We start from the raw sequence: 17,910 nt of genomic DNA, 5'->3' as shown, positions 1-17,910 counted from the left end.
GAGCACTTTATGTATAAATATATAAATATTTTTTTTGTTGCATTAAAACTTGGTTTATTATCATTCGGTGGACCTACTGCCCATTTAGGCTATTTTTATGATGAATATGTAAAAAAAGAAAATGGCTTGATGAAAAAGAGTACTCTGATTTGGTAGCATTATGCCAGTTTTTACCTGGTCCTGCAAGTAGCCAAGTAGGTATTGGTATAGGAACTATTAGAGGAGGAATTCTGGGAGGAATTATTTCTTTTATTGGTTTTACACTTCCTTCTGTGATTATACTTATGGTTTTTTCAGCATTATTTATTAACAATGATTCTAGTTTAACTTGGATGCAAGGTTTAAAACTAGTAGCTGTTGCCATTGTTGCCCAAGCCGTAATAGGTATGGGTAAAAAATTAACTAATACTAAAAGTACCATTACATTGGCATTATTTGTTCTTATATTATCTCTAACAATCGATAATCTTTATATTCAAGTAATCGCATTATCTATTACTGGTATATATGGTCTTATCTTTTTAAAAGAAACCTCTACAGATAAAAATTATTTAAGAGTGAAGACATTTAAATTACCTAAAATGTTAGGTTTTATTTCAATTTCATTATTTTTTTTACTATTAACTGTATTGCCTATAGTTAGTTCTATGACGAATAATTTATGGCTTAGAATGTTCGATAGTTTTTATAGATCTGGTTCTTTAGTGTTTGGAGGTGGTCATGTCGTATTACCTTTATTAGAAAATGAGTTTGTACCACAAGGTTTAATATCACCTGATAGCTTCATAACGGGTTATGCTACTGCTCAAGCTGTACCTGGACCATTATTTACGTTCGCTTCATATATTGGCATGTCTATAGAAGGTATTGGAGGAGGAGTTTTGGCTACTGTCGCTATATTCCTACCAGCATTTCTATTATTATTTGGAGTGTTACCATTTTGGGATAATATTAAATCTAACACTTATGCTGAAGGTTTTTTAAAAGGTATAAGCGCGGGTGTAGTCGGTATTCTTATCGCTGCATTTTATAATCCGATTTGGGCTTCAACTATTAAATCAGAATTAGACTTTGTTCTAGCTAGCTCATTATTCGTATTCCTGGTGTATTATAAATTACCTTCCTGGTCTATTGTACTAATAGGCATTATAATAGGTATAATGTGTTACTAATCTTTCTCGTTCATAATCAAAGAATAAATTTTATAAGTATAGTTATTAAAGTAACCATTATAAATTAAAATAATTGATTTCGTGTAATTATAGTACTTTATCTCAATGTAAAAGATAGTAAAAAACCATTTATTATGTAGTGAGCCCAAAAAGTAAAACTTTTTGGGCTCACTACATTTCCACTAGAAAAGGTTTTATATTAATTTATAAATCTATTGCTATTATGACTAATTAGGAATCATATCTATATTTCTTTTAAACTTCTATTTATTCTAAATAATCTTGGTGGTATTATAATATCTGATTGTCTTACAATAACAATTTGATAGGATTACTCACTTTTCCACATCTTTAAATTATTTTAATGATTTTGGGAAATCTTGATAGCCTTCTCTAATATTCACGACATTTTCATAGCCTTTGTTTTCTAATATACCCACTGCGATTGAACTTCTAACACCTGACTGACAATGTACATATATTTTATCTTCTTTATTAAATGGAATATTTTCATTTAATAATTTACCATGCGGAATATTGACTGCTTGATCTAAGTGCCCATTATTCCACTCTTCATCATTACGTACGTCAAGTATATATTCTTCTTTACCAGTCATATCAACGCTATGGATGGATTGGGTTAAAATTTCTGATTTTGGTAAACGATAACCTGCTACATTATCAAAGCCAATTAATTGTAAAGTATGTGTTGCTTGCTCAACGGTAGATTTATCACCAATTAAATCTATACTGTTTTCATAGTCTAAATACCAACCGATTTGGTTAATGAAGTTTTTGTTGTAAGGAATATTGATTGTACCTTCAGTATGACCGCCATGAAAGGCTTCTTTACTACGAAGATCAAAGGCTATTCTTACATTATCTAAACTAGGAAAAACGTTGTATGGTTGATACATGTTCATACCAAACTGATTAATTTTTTTCATCTGTGCAAAGTGATGGGGTGGCGCTGGTTGATTTGATGTTAACGTTTCAACAAATTTAGATTCATCTGTCACATTAAATGCCCAGTTATTAATTTTTTCGTAACCTAGTGTAGACATTGGTATGGCACCTAATGCTTTACCACAAGGACTTCCAGCACCGTGTCCAGGCCATATTTGAATATAATCTGGTAAATTTTTAACACATTCTATAGATTGGTACATCTGTTTTGCACCAATCTCTGTAGTACCTTCCATTTGTACTGATTTTTCTAGTAAATCAGGTCTACCGATATCACCAACAAAAATAAAGTCACCACTAAATAAACCCATTGGAACACTTGAGTCGCCACCTTCATCCGTGAGTAAGAAACTAATACTCTCCGGGGTATGACCAGGTGTATGCAAGACTTCTAATTTAATATTACCTACTTGAATAATATCTTGATTTTTAACAAAATTTGTATGTTCCGGCATATTTTTATAACTTAATTGATCATCACCTTCGCCAGATACATATATATTGGCGTTTAAACGTTCTTGCACGTCCCGAATTCCAGAAGCAAAATCAGCGTGAATATGTGTTTCTGCAGCTTGTGTAATTTTAAATCCTTCGCTATCTGCAACTTCCATATATTTTGTTAAATCACGAACAGGATCAATTACTATCGCCTCTCCTGTACGTTGACAGCCAACTAAATAAGATGCTTGAGATAAATGATTATCGTAAAATTGTTTAAAAAACATGATAAAACTCCTTTTTTAATAGATTTAATTAGATGAATAAATTATGATTCGCATTTTCTGTATCACCAATATAAGTACCTACGCCCCCGTACTCAACTTCGTCTCTGAGCTCTTCTTTCTGAATGCCCATAACATCCATACTCATCGTGCAAGCGATTAATTTGATATCTTGATCAATAGCTTGATTGATAAGCGATGGTAATGAATCAACATTTTTCTTTTTCATTACGTAGCGCATCATGATATTACCTAAACCAAACATATTCATTTTAGAAAGTGGCATACGTACAGGTGTTTTGGGCAACATCAAATCAAACATTTTTGCAATGCCTTGCTTTTTAACATGAACGGATTGGTTCTTTTTCAACGCGTTGAGTCCCCAAAAAGTAAAGAAAATAGTTACGTCTCTGCCTGCAGCCTTAGCGCCATTCGCAATAATCATTGCTGCCACTGCTTTATCTAACTCACCACTAAATAGTACAATTGTCGTACCTTTGGCAGTATGGTTCACTTCCATGTCTTTTGGTTTTTCTTTTTGAATAATGGCATTAATTCCATTATTACTTTCATCCAGTTTAACTAACGTATGTCCTGTTTGTTTGACCCAGCTTTTAATGTCACTAAAGAACCCAGGATCTGTAACTGTAACCTCGATTTGCTCGCCTACTTCGATATTTTTCACTTCTTTACTGATGTTTACAATTGGACCTGGACATTGAAGACCACTATAGTTAAATTGTTTACGCTCTGCTTTAATTGCTACATTAGTATTTTCTTCTAATGTATTATCATCGTCGTTTTTTGCTTCATACGCTTTATAGCCACCGTCTAAATTAACAATGTCGTAGCCTTGTTCAGTTAAATATTCGCTCGCTTTAGCACTTCTGGTACCACTTTTACAGTGTACAAAATAGGTTGTGTTTTTATCTTTATTGAACGATTCAATCTTATCTACAGGATGTAATGTCGCACCATTTATGTGTGCAAGCTCATATTCTTCTTGTGTTCTAACGTCAATCAGTTGACCTTGTGCACCCAATTTTTCTAATTCTTGTTTACTAAAATTGTTGATATGGTTTTCGTTATATTGTTTCATAATATCCTCCTAATAAATACCTGCAGGGGTATATTAACAGTTTGTTTACGCCGCGTCAAATACCGTATGGGGTATTTGACATTTTCGATTCTATCTATTATTATGATTTTAATCAATTAAAAGTGGAGGAAATAACTATGCATTATGATAAAAAAATGATTAATCGTATTAATAGAATACAAGGGCAACTCAATGGCGTTATTAAAATGATGGAAGAAGAAAAAGATTGTAAAGATGTCATTACTCAAATCAGTGCATCAAAAAGTTCAATCCAACGTTTGATGGGAATTATCGTTAGTGAAAATTTAATAGAATGTGTAAAAGCAGCAGAGGATAATGGTGAAAATTCAGAAGAATTGATTAATGAAGCCGTTAACTTATTGGTAAAAAGTAAATAATGGATATTTCAACTGTTATTATGATGTTACTTATTGGAGTGTTCGGAGGCTTTATTTCCGGTCTAGTAGGTATCGGTGGTGCTATCATTATTTATCCAGCTATTTTATTATTACCGCCACTATTTGGTGTTCCTCCATACAGTGCATACATCGCTTCAGGACTTACTTCCAGTCAAGTCTTTTTCAGTACTTTAAGTGGGTCATTAAAAGCGCGAAAAAAAACAGAATTCTCCCCGCCATTAGTTATTTATATAAGTGGAGGTATGATTACAGGGAGCATGTTAGGCGCACTCCTAGCAAATTTATTTAATGCTGCATTTGTAAATACGATATATATTATCATTGCTTTACTCGCATTAATTTTAATGTTTATTAACGTAAAACCGAATTTAAATCAGTCTTCCTTTAACAAACCATTATTAGTTATGGTTGGTCTTTTCGTTGGTATCATTTCAGGTATAGTTGGCGCAGGCGGCGCTTTTATTATTATTCCTATATTGCTAGTTTTATTCAAATTACCAATGAATACGGTAGTTGCTAATAGTATAGTAATTGCTTTTATATCTTCAATTGGTGCCTTTATCATTAAACTTATACAGGGATTTGTTCCTTTTGAAGACGCATTATTTCTAATAATAGGGAGTATTCTCTTTGCTCCCTTAGGTTTAAAATTAAGTAAAAAGATCCCTAACTTCATACAAAAATGGATTATAAGTATTTTAATCATTGTTGCAATTATTCAACTTATCTTTTAATCAATGAAATTTGTCAGGCAACTCCTGATATTTATAATTATACACACCAAAAATTAAGTATTAGTATCACAAAATAGCATTCAATAACTATGGATATCGTAAAGGGATTAGAAAAGAGAAACATAAAATCAATAATAAAGAATTCGATTATTCAAAAGACCTTTGTGACATTGTATCAAAAAAACAAAAAGCCTATCATTATCTATTTAAATCTTAGTGATAAAGTACAAGAATTAAATCGCTTTACAAGTGTCATGTTTATTATCTTTATATTATTTAACCTAAACTGAAAATCCACCCAATTAATCTTTAAATTGGGTGGATTTTCAGGATTATTTATTATATGGCTCTGCGTATTGGCTAATGATGCGGTTTTTAATTATATAATTTCAATTAATAAGGTAATGAACAATTTTTTGATAAATGTTATTCTTCTAAAATTCTTTTTAATTTACACACTAAAAAATATCCTCCTTAACAATAATAAGTTATTTAAATTATTGATTAAGGAGGATATTTTTATATCTATTTATTTCTCAATTTAGAACTAGATTTTTATCGTGCTTTCAGCTCATTTCCTGTCATCCATTTATGATTTTTAATGATTTTACCATTATCTTTGGATTTGTAATCAACTACGTAAACAGTAGTCTTTTTCACGTTATCTATATTGGCTGTAGCACCTTTCATACCAGACATATGACTTGCTTCTAATTTAACAGTATCGCCCTTACTAAATCCATCTTTAGGTGCATCTTTAATCTCTTCGTTTACGACCCATTTATGATTGTTTACTTTTTCATTTCCATTTGTGGGTTTATAACTTACAACATAGGCATATGTTTTATACGCACCTTTTACAGTAGCTTCTGCACCTTTCATACCTGGCATATGCCCTGCTGTAATCGTTACTTTATCTCCCACTTTAAATTCACCCTCATTAGTCGATTTCATATCTTCTGGAACTTTACTTTCATCATTATGCTTCATATGGCTCTCACTTTTTTGGTCATTAGTGTCTTTATCTTTTTCATCATTATTGGAGCAAGCTGATAATATTAGTAATGATCCTAATATCATAAAAAATAATTTTTTAATCATAATAAAACTCCTATCTTTTATTTTAATTTTAATGTAAAGGCATTAATTGCAACAATAACCGTACTTAGTGACATTAAAATAGCACCTATTGCAGGTGATAAAATCAAGCCGATAAATGCTAAAATACCAGCTGCTAAAGGTACAGCAACAATATTATAACCTGCACCCCACCATAAGTTTTGCACCATTTTTCTCATAGTATTATTTGAAAGGGTCAAGAAATGAATAATATCTGATGGATTACTTTTAACAAGTATGATATCACCTGAATCCACTGCAACATCTGTGCCTGCACCAATTGCTATACCAATATCGGCTCTTATAAGACTCGGCGCATCGTTGATACCGTCTCCGACCATCATGACTTTATTACCGTCACTTTGATAATCTTTTATAATGCTTTCCTTATCTTCTGGCATGAGTTGTGCGTGGACATCACTAATACCTAATTCTTTTGCGACAGCGTGTGCCACTTCATTATTGTCACCTGTAAGCATGACTGGTGTAATATTTCTTGATAGTAAATCAGCTACCATTTGTTTTGAGCTTTCTTTAATTTGATCTCCTTGAGCAATCATGCCAATGACTTGTTGATCCTCAATTAAATAGCTGATTGAATTACCTTGTTGAGCTAATTTAGTAAACAAGTCATCGTCATAATTAAGTTTATGTTTATCAAGATAAGAGACATTTGTTATTTTATATGTTTTATTATCAATTAGACCTTCTAATCCGACACCTGGAATATTATTAACGTCTTGTGGATTAGTAAATGAAACATTTTTACTTTTCGCAAAATCAACAATACTTATAGCTAATGGGTGATTAGATTGACTTTCTAATGAGGCGAAAAGGCTTAATATTGTATCATTACTCAAATCATTTTTAAAGCTCTCATAATGATTCACAGAAAAGTTACCCTCAGTTAAAGTACCAGTTTTATCCATCATTACATAATCGATATGTTGAGCTATTTCTACAGACTCTCTATTTTTAATAATTAAACCATTATGTGCACCAATTGAAGTAGAACGTGCAGTGACTAAAGGTATTGCCAGGCCTAAAGCATGTGGACAAGCAATGACTAACACAGTTACAAGACGTTCTAATGCAAAATCAACATCATTTTGAATGAGCATCCAGACAATAAAAGAAATCACGCCAACACTTACAGCAAAGTAGAATAAATAACCCGCTACTTTATCAGATAACAATTCAGCACTAGATTTATCACTTTGTGCTTGATTAACAAGTCCCATAACTTGAGAAAGATATCCATCTTCTCCCACAGCTGTAACCTTGAGTTGTATTGTTCCAGACCCATTAATAGAACCCCCGATGACGTTGTCATTTTGATTTTTTTGTACTTTTTTTGATTCTCCAGTGACTAGGGATTCATCTATGGATGTTTGTCCTTGAACAATAATACCATCTGTTGGAATGCTTTCTCCGGCTTTTACTTCGACGACATCATCAGTCATGATCTCTGATATTTTAACTTCTTCGCGTTGACCATTGTCCATAACTTTAATAGCACTATTAGGTAAAAGTTCTGCCATTTTCTTTAAGGCATCTCCAGCATTTCCGACAGCATTCATTTCTATCCAATGTCCTAATAACATAATTAAAATTAAGGTAGCTAATTCCCAAAAAAAGTCCATTGTATGACCAGTTGCACTACTAAAGTTATTCATATAAAAAGCATACAAGCTATAAATATAAGCTACCGAAATGCCTAGGGCAACTAAGGTCATCATGCCTGGTTTTTTTGCAGCAATTTCATCTTTACCACCAGACAAGAACGGTTTACCACCATAAAAGAATAAAATTGTACCTAATATTAACACTACCCATTCAGAACCTGGAAATGTGAATTGAAAAGGTAATTTAACGCCCATCATTGGCGATAAAAAAATGATAGGTATTGCAAAAATTAATGAAACAAAAAACTTAGCTTTAAAATTCCCATGATGATGTGCATGGCCACTATGATGATTATGTGATTCATGGTTATCATGATGCATTTGATTGGAATGATTCATGTGATTTTGATGCTTAAGCTCTTCACCATTATTCTTCAAATTAACTCCTCCTATTTATGAAAATATTATATTAGCTATACTTATACTATAACACATACCCCTTAGGGGTATAAATGTTTTCGATTTATCTACTTTTATGGATTTATATAATTCCGAAACTTATGTCTACACGTCCTACATTAGACCTTGTCATCGATATTTAAAACAATGTTTTAATTAAAAGATCTAATCTTAACTATCGCATGACAATACACTCTGACCAAGGTTATCATTACCAAAACAAGTCATATATTAATATTCTTAAAGAAAATAACGCATTTCAGAGTATGTCTAGAAAAGCAAATTGTCTAGATAATTATTTAAAGAAGCCAGTAAATGAATTTATAATAAACTCATTTACTGGCCATTTTTCTAGTATTTATGCTCAGTCTCTTCAAACTATATTAATCCTTTTTTGATTCTCAAATTCTACGCCACAATAGCTGCATTTTATTAAAGATACTATATATTCAATCAATTTCAAAGTGAGTTACATACAACCTATTTTTTAGTTTTATTTGTGATATGTCTCTCCCCGCATTATCTTAAATGCTCTGTAGATTTGTTCGATTAGTACGACACGCATCATTTGGTGGGGGAAGGTCATCTTGCTGAATGACAGGCTGTAGTTGCTTCTGTTTAGGACGTCTTGGTGTAGGCCGTGAGAGCCGCCGATAATAAATACGAAGTCGCTTTGGCCTTGGGTCATGCGGCGTTCTATCTCTTTCGCTAAACCTTCTGATGTCAGCATATTGCCTTTGATTTCTAGTGTGATGACGGTGGCTTGATCTTTGATTTTGCTTAGTAAGCGTTGGCCTTCTTTCGCTTTTACTTGTTCTATTTCTTTATCGCTCATGTTTTCGGGTGCTTTTTCGTCTGCCACTTCAATGACTTCTATTTTGGTGTAGACTCCGAGGCGTTTTTCGTATTCTGCGATAGCTTGTTTCCAATATTTCTCTTTAAGTTTGCCTACGGTCAGTATTGTTATTTTCATATTATCCTCCAAATATCTTGAATAATCATAAGTTATTAGACTTATCCACAAGTTATACACTTATTCACACATTTCCCTCTAATTATACCATTATTGAATAAACATACTTTACACTTTTTACAATTTTGTACTACAAATTCCGGGGATAACTTGTGTATTTGTGGATAACTCTGTGTATAATGTGGGTATTTCTCTGTGAATTGTGCACAACTCTGGATAACTATGCACAAAACAGTGGATAACTTCGTGGTTGTCTTACATAGTTATACACATTGATTTACAATGGCTTAATATACTATTACAAAGCAATTTAGAAAAATTAAGTTATTTCACCTTAAAATTATGACTAACTTATCATTTTCATACTAAAATAGTTCTATCTCTCAAATATTATAATGCTTTATTTTTATTATATTGTACCATATCTATAATCTGAATTTTGATATAAAAAAGCTGAGACATCTTATCATGTCTCAGCTCCTCTATAACAGCACCCACCAACTAATCTTCTACAATGTATAAATAGGTGTCGCTTCTGCCTTATCTGTATCGCATAGTATGACTTCACGATCTGTATCGATATCATTTTCATTCAATACTTGGGCAACGCTCATACGTGCTAAATCTTTCATATTATTATCTTGTGATAAATGTGATAAATAGATGCGTTTCGTACTACCAGTGATTACGTCTGTCATGGCATGTCCAGCATCTTCGTTCGATACGTGGCCCATATCGCCTAATATACGTTGTTTCGTTTTCCAAGGATAACGGCACATGCGTAACATATCGACATCGTGATTGCTTTCGAACATAAACGCATCACTGCCTTGAATCATGCCTTTCATGCGGTCTGATACGTAGCCTGTATCTGTTAAGATAGTGAATTTCTTATAATTGTTATGGAAAATGTAAAATTGAGGGTCAATCGCATCGTGAGATACATTAAATGACTCTATATCAAATCCTGCAATAGATTGAGTATCGTATGGATTAAAAATAAATTTCTGATCCATAGGTATTTTGCCATCCTTTTTATCTATTGCTGTCCAAGTTTTTTCGTTGGCATAAATTGGTAATTTATATTTACGTGCTAGCACGCCTAGACCTTTGATGTGGTCTATGTGTTCATGTGTAACAAGTATGCCGTTTAAATCTTCTATTTTTTTGTCTATTTGTCCAAATAGTTCTTCCATTTTTTTACCAGTTAGACCTACGTCTACGAGTAAACTGCCTTTATCACTTTCCACATAAGTGGCATTTCCCGTACTACCACTCGCTAATACACTCATTCGTATCAAGCGATTTCACCCTTTCTAATCTTTAAACTACTACAATTTTTAATATCTACACTACGTGCATTCTTACTGCACTGTTCCTGTAGTCTTCCCTTTAAAACTTACATATCGTACAACCGCTTCGACTGTTCACATTCCACGACTGTCGTATGTGATTCATGTATATCTATGAGTTGTCAGTATTAATATTACTCCGTTCGTAAAAACACTATTATATTATACTATAACAAGTTACTTTATGCCTATACAACAACTACAATTTTGTAATTATTGTTTGTTCAAAACTGCACTACTTATCCACATATACATAAAAAAGAGCGGCTCAAAAATCTTATTGGAATAAATAAGATTGTATCCCCGCATCGTCCACAATGACTAAAGTTCAAAAAGCTTGATACAAGTGCAACTTCAATTCAGTCATCTACTACCAATATAAAAATAAGCCTGAAGCTAATATTATGCTCCAGACTTATTGCTAATGATTCATATCTAAATCTCACTCACGAATTCTGCAAAAGTTTCATCTCTATCAACCTCAAACCTCAAATCTTACTCTACAGGTTTGCCATTTGGATAAACCATCACTTTCAATGAACCGCTTTTGTTTGTACGTGCTTGTTCCATAGCTTGTTGTGCATCTTCTAAATTGTATTCATCTGTAAACATTGAATCTAGATCTGCAGCTGTTGAATTTAACATTTCTACACCCATTTGATATGTGTTGGCATATCTGAAAATACCTACGATGTTAATTTCATGGTTAGCAATAAATGGGATATTTAGGTCGTTTGTTTCTTGTTGTGGTAAACCAACGATAGCAAGTGTACCGCCATTTTTTAATGAACCTAATGCATTTTTTAGTGCTGTCGGATTACCTGCAGTTTCAATGGCGTAGTTTACGCCGTCACCATCTGTGATTTCTTTAATGCGTTCGTTAACGTCTTCTTTTTTAATATCAATTGCGTGTGTCGCACCGAGTTTTAATGCTTCGTCTAAACGGATTTGTTCTAGGTCAGACACGATAATATTAGTCGCACCAAAGGCTTTAGCTGCAACGACAGCCATTAAGCCAACTGGTCCCATACCCATAATGACTACCGTTGAACCTGGCTGAACGTTTGCACGTTTACATGCTTGAATGCCTACTGAAAATGGTTCATTCAATGTTGCTTGTTCGTATGTCATTGAATCAGGAATGTGGAATAAAAAGCCTTCCGGATGGCTAATATATTGACTGAATGCGCCATCGATTGGTGGTGTTGCTAAAAATTCTACGTGTGGGCAAAGATTATATTGTCCTGCTTTACAGTATTCACATTCCCCACATGTTACTCCTGGTTCGATTGCTACTCGGTCACCTACTTTAAATTTAGTTACTGCTGATCCGACGTCTGCAACGATGCCTGCACATTCATGGCCTAAAATAAGTGGTTTTTCTACGACGAATTCTCCTACTCTGCCGTGTTCATAATAGTGAACGTCTGAACCACAAACGCCTACAGCCATAACTTTGACTAAGACATCATGTGGTCCAATTTCTGGTACGTCTACTTCTTTTAATTCCATATCGAAAGGTTTATTAAGTAATGAAATGTTCATTTTTTGTGGTATTTGTTGTGCCATTATAAATTCCTCCTAATTTTGTTCAATTGCTAAAAGTTGGCGTGATAAATCTTTTGTTTGTGCATAAACTTGACGATAAATTTCAAAATACTGTATATAGCGCTGATGATTATCTTCGTTAGGCGTATAAGTGTTACTTGTTTTTATAAACTGCTTCGCGCAATCTTCGAATGAATCGAACCATTCTAGCCCTACTGCTGCCAACATTGCGGCGCCCATGCCTGGCCCTTCTTCATAATTTAATTTACTTACTTTGGTATTAAAGACGTCTGCTTGGAGTTGTAGCCAAAATTCACTTTTAGCACCTCCGCCAATAGAAATGATATGGTCGATTGATTTACCTGCTTGACGCATAAAGACAATCGCTTCATAAAGTGCGTAAGTAATACCTTCAATTGTTGCACGTGCCATTTGTCCTGCTGTCGTTGAACCACTTAAGCCGATAAAGCTACCTCGAACTGTAGCATCGCCGTGTGGTGTACGTTCTCCTTGTATATAGGGTGCATAAATTAATCCATTGGCACCGATATTTGTTTTTGACGCCGCTTCTATCATGTCTTCAAATGAAGTTTCTGGGAATACAGTTTCTTTGAACCAATTTAAACTGTAACCTGCACTTAACGTCACACCCATTGCGTATGCAGTATCGGGTAAAACGTGTTTAAAATAATGAATGTTATGACCGTAATTCAACCCTTCACTATTTTCAGGTGCTAATATTACGCCCGATGTCCCAATGCTACATAGTGTTTGATCTTCATTGATGACACCTGCACCTAACGCGCCACATGCATTATCTGCGCCTCCAGCAAAGACGGCTATTTCTTCTTCCAAACCTAATTCGGTCAATAACGCATCAGTAACTTCGCCAACTCGACAATGAGAAGTTACAAGCGGTGGAAAGATATCGCCTAGTTCAAGGTCGCTCGCGATGTCTTCCGCCCATTCGTTCGTCTCAGGGTCTAATAGTAACGTTCCCGCTGCATCGCTATATTCCATATGCAGTTCACCAGTTAAACGATACCTGACGTAATCTTTAGGTAAGACAAAGACGTCTAACTTGTTCCAGTTATCTGGTTCATGTTGTTTTAGCCATAATAATTTTGGTAAAGTAAATCCTTCTAAAATAGGATTTTTTAATAATGTATCACCATAACGTTGTGCTAGTTGCTCGCATTGTTCTGTTGTACGTGTGTCATTTCATAAAATAGCATTACGAATGAGGTTGCGTGATTTATCTAGTGGTACAAGACCATGCATTTGTCCTGAAAATGATATGCCTTCGATGCGTTTATCTTGCATCGCTGAATCTTGAGTAATTGCTGTGATGGTTTTTTTAGTAGCTTCAAACCATGCCTCTGGATCTTGTTCATTATATCCCGGGAAATTTTGTATAAGTTCTAACGGTTCACTTACGGTAGTAATAACTTCACCTTGTTTATTGACTGCTATAGTTTTAACTGAACTCGTTCCTAAATCGATACCTAATACGACGTTTTCCATTATATCCCTCTTATCTTAACTATTAATTTGCTGTGTACGTTCATCGTGACGGATATGAGACAATTCTCCGCGTTGTTTATCAATACTTGGTTGATAAACTTTAATGAAGTACGTAATGATTGCACCTATAAAGTAACATATTGTGCATATAGTTATGTCATTTAACCCATTAATATTTCTCAAATTAAAACATTCACCTAACAAAAAAAGCGAAGCATAATTCCTATGCTTCGCTCTTATTACAAACTATTCTTCGATGATTTTAGGGCTTTGGCTAACCGCTTCGACGTAATATGTTTTCGTCTTGTTTTGACCTTTATGTTTCACTTTAATTTCCCAGTTACCTTCTAATACTTGGACGTTCGGTTCTTTTACGACCGTGTAGTATCCGAGTCTTACTTGGGTCACTTCGTCTTTATGTTTCAGATAACGGTTATAATATAAAGATTCGATGGCTGATCTTGCGCTGATGACTTGTTTCTTTTCGTTGTTTTCGCCTTTGGATGGTTTGATAGTCTCCATGGCTGTTTGTTTATATTTTGTTGCTTGTTTATGTTTGTTTAAATCAAACGTCAGCTGCGCCTTATTATTATTCATAATTGGAAAAGCGTTATACGTTTGTTCAAGGATAACTTTGTCATCTGTTACATCGCTCATCGCGTAACTATCACCTTTATATACGTTATCTTTAATATAATTTTTCAAGTTAGTGAAACTGTCTTTACTCACGCTAATATGATGGTCTAAGTCAGACTTAGCGATATCACCATTTGCATCACTCTCTACGCCTTTTTTATTTTTGGCATAGTCTGTGAAGTCTTTTGTACGAGCGGTTATAAGTTGCATTTTAACGCCTTTCACACTCTGAAGATTATTAGGTATAGTGATCTCTTCTTGTTTAAAATTCACTTTGTTGTCGCTATCACTTTCGCTAATGTGGGATTTATTAACTTTATCGATATAAATAATGATTAAGCTAATATTTACTAGAATAAATACGAAGATAAATAATGTTTTTGCACGTTTCCAGTTCATTTATTCTAGCCCCCCATTTTTAGAGTATGGATGCCATTTGCCGTTATATTCAACATACCATTGTGGTTTAAACTCACTGTTACGTTGAATTTCGATGTCTTTATTATCTGGTTTATCGTTCATCGTATAACCGAGCGCGATATTCGTTACTTTTTCAAAATCCAGTTGTGGATTATTGGCTAAGGAAGCACGAACTTCTTCGGCACCTGGTAGTGAAGTTTCACTATCGCCACCACTATCAATTGTAACGTTTGTTTTTAATAACGCTCTTGCGTAACCGAATATGCCTTTTTTACCCCAAGCTACTTTTATTTGGTTTAAATTATCTGTGTTGAATGTTGGGCGTCCATTTAAGAATAATTGATATGTTAATTCTCCTGTGTCGTTGTCGGTACTGAACAATCTAAAGTCATCAGTAAATCCGCCATGACCATTGATATAATTAAATGTACTCGGTATTGTTTCTTTCATGTTTTTCGTCTTGTCTTCATCTTCAGACAAGTTAGTGTAACGGTACTTTTCTGATTGATCATTATAGTTTGCTACACCAGTGTTGTTGTTGTAAGTCGTCGTGCCGTTATTAGCGCTTCGTACAACGACAGAATCATTAAATAAAATTGAGTTCATTGCATCTACACTAATACGGTTATAAATCGTACGATACGTTTTTAATTTTTTAGGCTTTTCTGGCGCAAAAATATGCGTAGCTTTATCGATAGTGTCTTTATTCGTGATAATGTCTGAATATGGGCGCATCGCCTTATCACTTTCTTCTAATGCTTGTGCCATCTTAGAGCTTTTAGCCGTCGTTGTCATACGAACGACTTCGTGTCTATCTTTACTAATCGCATATAATTTTAATTTGCCGTTATGATCTTTATCAATCAGTAAGCGGTTGAAATTAAAATGATTGGGTACTTTCGCGTTAATATTTAATACTTGGCCTAAATATGTCGCTAAAGGCATTTGATACGTAAAATCAAGCACAACAAAATCATTGCTTAAATCAGGAATAATTAAGTTATGCTGACTGTGCATACGTTCAGAATGAGTTACACGTTGGTCTTTTAACGGTTTAGTCAATGCTTTTACATTGCTTTTCGTCGCATCCATACCTTCCGTCTTATCCCCATTAGAATGGATAATTTGATATGGCGTAATTACTTGTGGCATGCCACCTTTTAAAGGCTTACCAATCGTATTCGTATGTTTATCTTTATTGTCATGACTATTAACGTTTGCTAAATCAGGTGAAAAGTTCCACGTCATATATGTTAGAACAGCACTCATTAGGACAAGTAGTGTCAGGATAATCGTTTTAAATAACTCTTTACTCCGCATCCCAATCACCATCTTCGATTACTTCACAAGGAAGTGTAATAAAGATTGACGTACCTTGGCCTTCAACACTGTTCGCCCATATACGACCATTATGTGCCTCGACAATTTCTTTTGAAATCGCAAGACCTAAACCAGTACCACCCATTTTACGTGTACGCGCTTTGTCTACACGATAGAAACGATCGAATATTTTATCTACTTTATTAATAGGAATACCGATACCGTTATCTTTAATACGAATCGTCATACGATTATAAAGTGCGTTTTGTTTCACGTGGAACTCGACACGTTTATCACCACGAGAATATTTCATTGCATTGGTAATAACGTTATCAAATACTTGTGTCATCTTATCTGGATCGATTTCAGTAAAGATTGTTTCATTTGGAATTTCACGTACAAATGAAGTATCTTTTGCTGCCATCTCATGTCGATTAATTATCTTATTAATAAACATGTTAAAGTCGACGATTTCTTTCGTAATTTGGTCAGATTCATTGTCCATTTTAGACAGTTGTAACAAGTCATTAACGAGTCGAATCATACGTTCTGTTTCTTCTCTCGTTACGTTTAAGAATTGAGGTGCGAGATCATCGTCTTTCCATGCGCCTTCTTCTAATGCTTCGATATAACTATTCATAGAAGTTAATGGTGTACGTAATTCGTGAGATACATTGGCTACGAATTCACGACGTTCACGTTCAACTTGTTGTTGTTCAGTTACGTCATGAAGCACGGCAATATAACCTGTCACGAAGCCCGTTTCTTGGACGATCGTACTAAAGCTCACTCGGGCAATGATGCCTTCCGCTTCGTTAATATCTAATAAGAAGCTATCGTTACTTTCTTGAATTTCGTCGAGTGAGAAATCTTCTTCTAACCCTAAAACGTTCAACATAAAGTAACCTGTAATATCTTCTTTAGTCGTACCCATCATTTTTAATGCCATGTCATTGACGATACGTATACGACCACGTCTATCTGTGGCAATAATACCATCACTCATATGCGTAATAACGGAGTCCAATCGCCTTTTTTCACTTTCGGTATTAGCTTGTGCCTCTTGCACTCGCTTGGATAAGTTATTAAACGCTAAGGCGAGTTCACCGATTTCGTCATTACCATATATTTTCACACGTTGTGTATAGTTACCTTTAGACATCTCTACCGTTTGGTTACGCATATCCGTAATTGGCTTCGTAATTGTTCGGGCAATAAAGAAACCAAGAATAACCGTAATTAATAACGATATACCTGTACCAATGATAAAGATTTGGTTAATGTTACTTAATTGATTATAAACGTCGTTAATGTCTGCTTCTATGTAAATGACACCGATAGTGCCTTTAGACGTTTTGACCGGCAAATTATACACCCACATACGTTGCTTACCATTTCCATAGTCTTTCAACATCGTATGGCTGTTTGCTTCACCGAGTGATAACGCTTTTTGAATAGAGTTATCGTTCACTTTTTGATTTATTAGACTACGGGTAGACTGCTTAGACGTAGCCATAATGATTTGATCCTTATCAATGAACCGAATTTCTCCAATTTCTTGACGGTTGGCATACTCATTTAACAAGTTTTGGACTTCTTTCTGTGCATTGACAGAATCATCATCATCGTAGACTTTTTCTATATTAATTTCGATTTGTTTCGCATATTGTGAAATATTATTTTTAAATGTTTGTGTTAATTCTTTTTCTAGACTATTGGTAAAATACAAACCGATGATTTGCATACCGATAACGATTAACAATACATAGACAATAACAAGCTTCGTGTGTAAGGATTGAAAATGTTTCAGCCATTTCATTAA

General features: G+C 34.2%; 13 protein-coding genes and 2 pseudogenes. 3 read left to right on the top strand and 12 right to left on the bottom strand.

Features of this window, described 5'->3' with window-relative positions; translation table 11 throughout:
- Positions 1 to 9 precede the first annotated feature (9 nt).
- Positions 10 to 1,172, top strand: a pseudogene (gene chrA, locus C7J89_RS01655) (chromate efflux transporter).
- Between the two features lie 356 nt (positions 1,173 to 1,528).
- Here chrA and cstB read toward each other — a convergent pair.
- Together cstB and cstA are read right to left on the bottom strand one after the other, a co-directional pair.
- A complete protein-coding gene (gene cstB, locus C7J89_RS01650) occupies positions 1,529 to 2,863 on the bottom strand; it encodes a persulfide dioxygenase-sulfurtransferase CstB (RefSeq protein WP_103294540.1) in 1,335 nt (444 codons plus the stop codon).
- A 28-nt stretch (positions 2,864 to 2,891) separates the two neighbouring features.
- The gene (gene cstA / locus C7J89_RS01645; RefSeq protein WP_103294541.1) at positions 2,892 to 3,959 is read right to left on the bottom strand and encodes a persulfide response sulfurtransferase CstA; all 1,068 of its coding nucleotides are present in this window, start codon (positions 3,957 to 3,959) and stop codon (positions 2,892 to 2,894) included.
- Between the two features lie 137 nt (positions 3,960 to 4,096).
- Here cstA and cstR point away from each other — a divergent pair, with 137 nt between their 5' ends.
- Both cstR and C7J89_RS01635 read left to right on the top strand, forming a co-directional pair.
- A complete protein-coding gene (gene cstR / locus C7J89_RS01640) occupies positions 4,097 to 4,357 on the top strand; it encodes a persulfide-sensing transcriptional repressor CstR (RefSeq protein WP_031869238.1) in 261 nt (86 codons plus the stop codon).
- Positions 4,357 to 5,112 (top strand): sulfite exporter TauE/SafE family protein, encoded by a 756-nt coding sequence (locus C7J89_RS01635; RefSeq protein ID WP_103294542.1) that lies wholly within the window; start codon positions 4,357 to 4,359, stop codon positions 5,110 to 5,112. Before cstR ends, C7J89_RS01635 begins: the two co-directional genes overlap by 1 nt.
- 555 nt (positions 5,113 to 5,667) lie before the next feature.
- On the opposite strand, the gene C7J89_RS01630 is transcribed toward C7J89_RS01635, so the two are convergent.
- The 10 genes and pseudogenes from C7J89_RS01630 to walK form a co-directional block, all read right to left on the bottom strand.
- Positions 5,668 to 6,213: a YdhK family protein gene (locus tag C7J89_RS01630; RefSeq protein ID WP_000592150.1), complete on the bottom strand. Its 546-nt coding sequence runs from the start codon at positions 6,211 to 6,213 to the stop codon at positions 5,668 to 5,670.
- A 17-nt stretch (positions 6,214 to 6,230) separates the two neighbouring features.
- The gene (locus C7J89_RS01625; protein ID WP_170066436.1) at positions 6,231 to 8,294 is read right to left on the bottom strand and encodes a heavy metal translocating P-type ATPase; all 2,064 of its coding nucleotides are present in this window, start codon (positions 8,292 to 8,294) and stop codon (positions 6,231 to 6,233) included.
- A gap of 514 nt (positions 8,295 to 8,808) precedes the next feature.
- Positions 8,809 to 9,288 carry a 23S rRNA (pseudouridine(1915)-N(3))-methyltransferase RlmH gene (gene rlmH / locus C7J89_RS01620; RefSeq protein ID WP_103294543.1) on the bottom strand — a complete coding sequence of 160 codons (480 nt, stop codon included), beginning with the start codon at positions 9,286 to 9,288 and terminating at the stop codon, positions 8,809 to 8,811.
- Positions 9,289 to 9,797: 509 nt separating this feature from the next.
- Positions 9,798 to 10,580, bottom strand: a complete 783-nt coding sequence (locus C7J89_RS01615) for an MBL fold metallo-hydrolase (protein WP_103294566.1) — start codon at positions 10,578 to 10,580, stop codon at positions 9,798 to 9,800.
- A 555-nt stretch (positions 10,581 to 11,135) separates the two neighbouring features.
- Positions 11,136 to 12,209 (bottom strand): NAD(P)-dependent alcohol dehydrogenase, encoded by a 1,074-nt coding sequence (locus C7J89_RS01610; RefSeq protein WP_061854118.1) that lies wholly within the window; start codon positions 12,207 to 12,209, stop codon positions 11,136 to 11,138.
- A gap of 12 nt (positions 12,210 to 12,221) precedes the next feature.
- Positions 12,222 to 13,712: pseudogene (gene xylB / locus C7J89_RS01605) on the bottom strand (xylulokinase).
- A 15-nt stretch (positions 13,713 to 13,727) separates the two neighbouring features.
- Positions 13,728 to 13,895, bottom strand: a complete 168-nt coding sequence (locus C7J89_RS13185) for a hypothetical protein (RefSeq protein WP_159031763.1) — start codon at positions 13,893 to 13,895, stop codon at positions 13,728 to 13,730.
- A 63-nt stretch (positions 13,896 to 13,958) separates the two neighbouring features.
- Entirely contained in the window at positions 13,959 to 14,747 is a 789-nt protein-coding gene (locus tag C7J89_RS01600) for a two-component system regulatory protein YycI (protein ID WP_103294544.1), read from the bottom strand.
- Positions 14,748 to 16,088 carry a YycH family regulatory protein gene (locus C7J89_RS01595; RefSeq protein WP_103294545.1) on the bottom strand — a complete coding sequence of 447 codons (1,341 nt, stop codon included), beginning with the start codon at positions 16,086 to 16,088 and terminating at the stop codon, positions 14,748 to 14,750.
- Positions 16,078 to 17,907: a cell wall metabolism sensor histidine kinase WalK gene (walK, locus tag C7J89_RS01590; RefSeq protein WP_061854123.1), complete on the bottom strand. Its 1,830-nt coding sequence runs from the start codon at positions 17,905 to 17,907 to the stop codon at positions 16,078 to 16,080. Before walK ends, C7J89_RS01595 begins: the two co-directional genes overlap by 11 nt.
- Between the last annotated feature and the right edge of the window lie 3 nt (positions 17,908 to 17,910).

Origin of the sequence: Staphylococcus kloosii, from assembly GCF_003019255.1 — a bacterium.
Classification (GTDB): Bacteria; Bacillota; Bacilli; order Staphylococcales; family Staphylococcaceae; genus Staphylococcus; species Staphylococcus kloosii.
Note: the sequence above shows the minus strand (reverse complement) of the source record. Positions and strands in the feature narration are given on the sequence as shown.

Bases quoted from the DNA above. Each gene is read 5' to 3' on its own strand.
- cstB (WP_103294540.1), bottom strand. From the start codon at position 2,863: ATGTTTTTTAAACAATTTTACGATAATCATTTATCTCAAGCATCTTAT.
- cstA (WP_103294541.1), bottom strand. From the start codon at position 3,959: ATGAAACAATATAACGAAAACCATATCAACAATTTTAGTAAACAAGAA.
- cstR (WP_031869238.1), top strand. From the start codon at position 4,097: ATGCATTATGATAAAAAAATGATTAATCGTATTAATAGAATACAAGGG.
- C7J89_RS01635 (WP_103294542.1), top strand. From the start codon at position 4,357: ATGGATATTTCAACTGTTATTATGATGTTACTTATTGGAGTGTTCGGA.
- C7J89_RS01630 (WP_000592150.1), bottom strand. From the start codon at position 6,213: ATGATTAAAAAATTATTTTTTATGATATTAGGATCATTACTAATATTA.
- rlmH (WP_103294543.1), bottom strand. From the start codon at position 9,288: ATGAAAATAACAATACTGACCGTAGGCAAACTTAAAGAGAAATATTGG.
- C7J89_RS01615 (WP_103294566.1), bottom strand. From the start codon at position 10,580: ATGAGTGTATTAGCGAGTGGTAGTACGGGAAATGCCACTTATGTGGAA.
- C7J89_RS01610 (WP_061854118.1), bottom strand. From the start codon at position 12,209: ATGGCACAACAAATACCACAAAAAATGAACATTTCATTACTTAATAAA.
- C7J89_RS01600 (WP_103294544.1), bottom strand. From the start codon at position 14,747: ATGAACTGGAAACGTGCAAAAACATTATTTATCTTCGTATTTATTCTA.
- C7J89_RS01595 (WP_103294545.1), bottom strand. From the start codon at position 16,088: ATGCGGAGTAAAGAGTTATTTAAAACGATTATCCTGACACTACTTGTC.
- walK (WP_061854123.1), bottom strand. From the start codon at position 17,907: ATGAAATGGCTGAAACATTTTCAATCCTTACACACGAAGCTTGTTATT.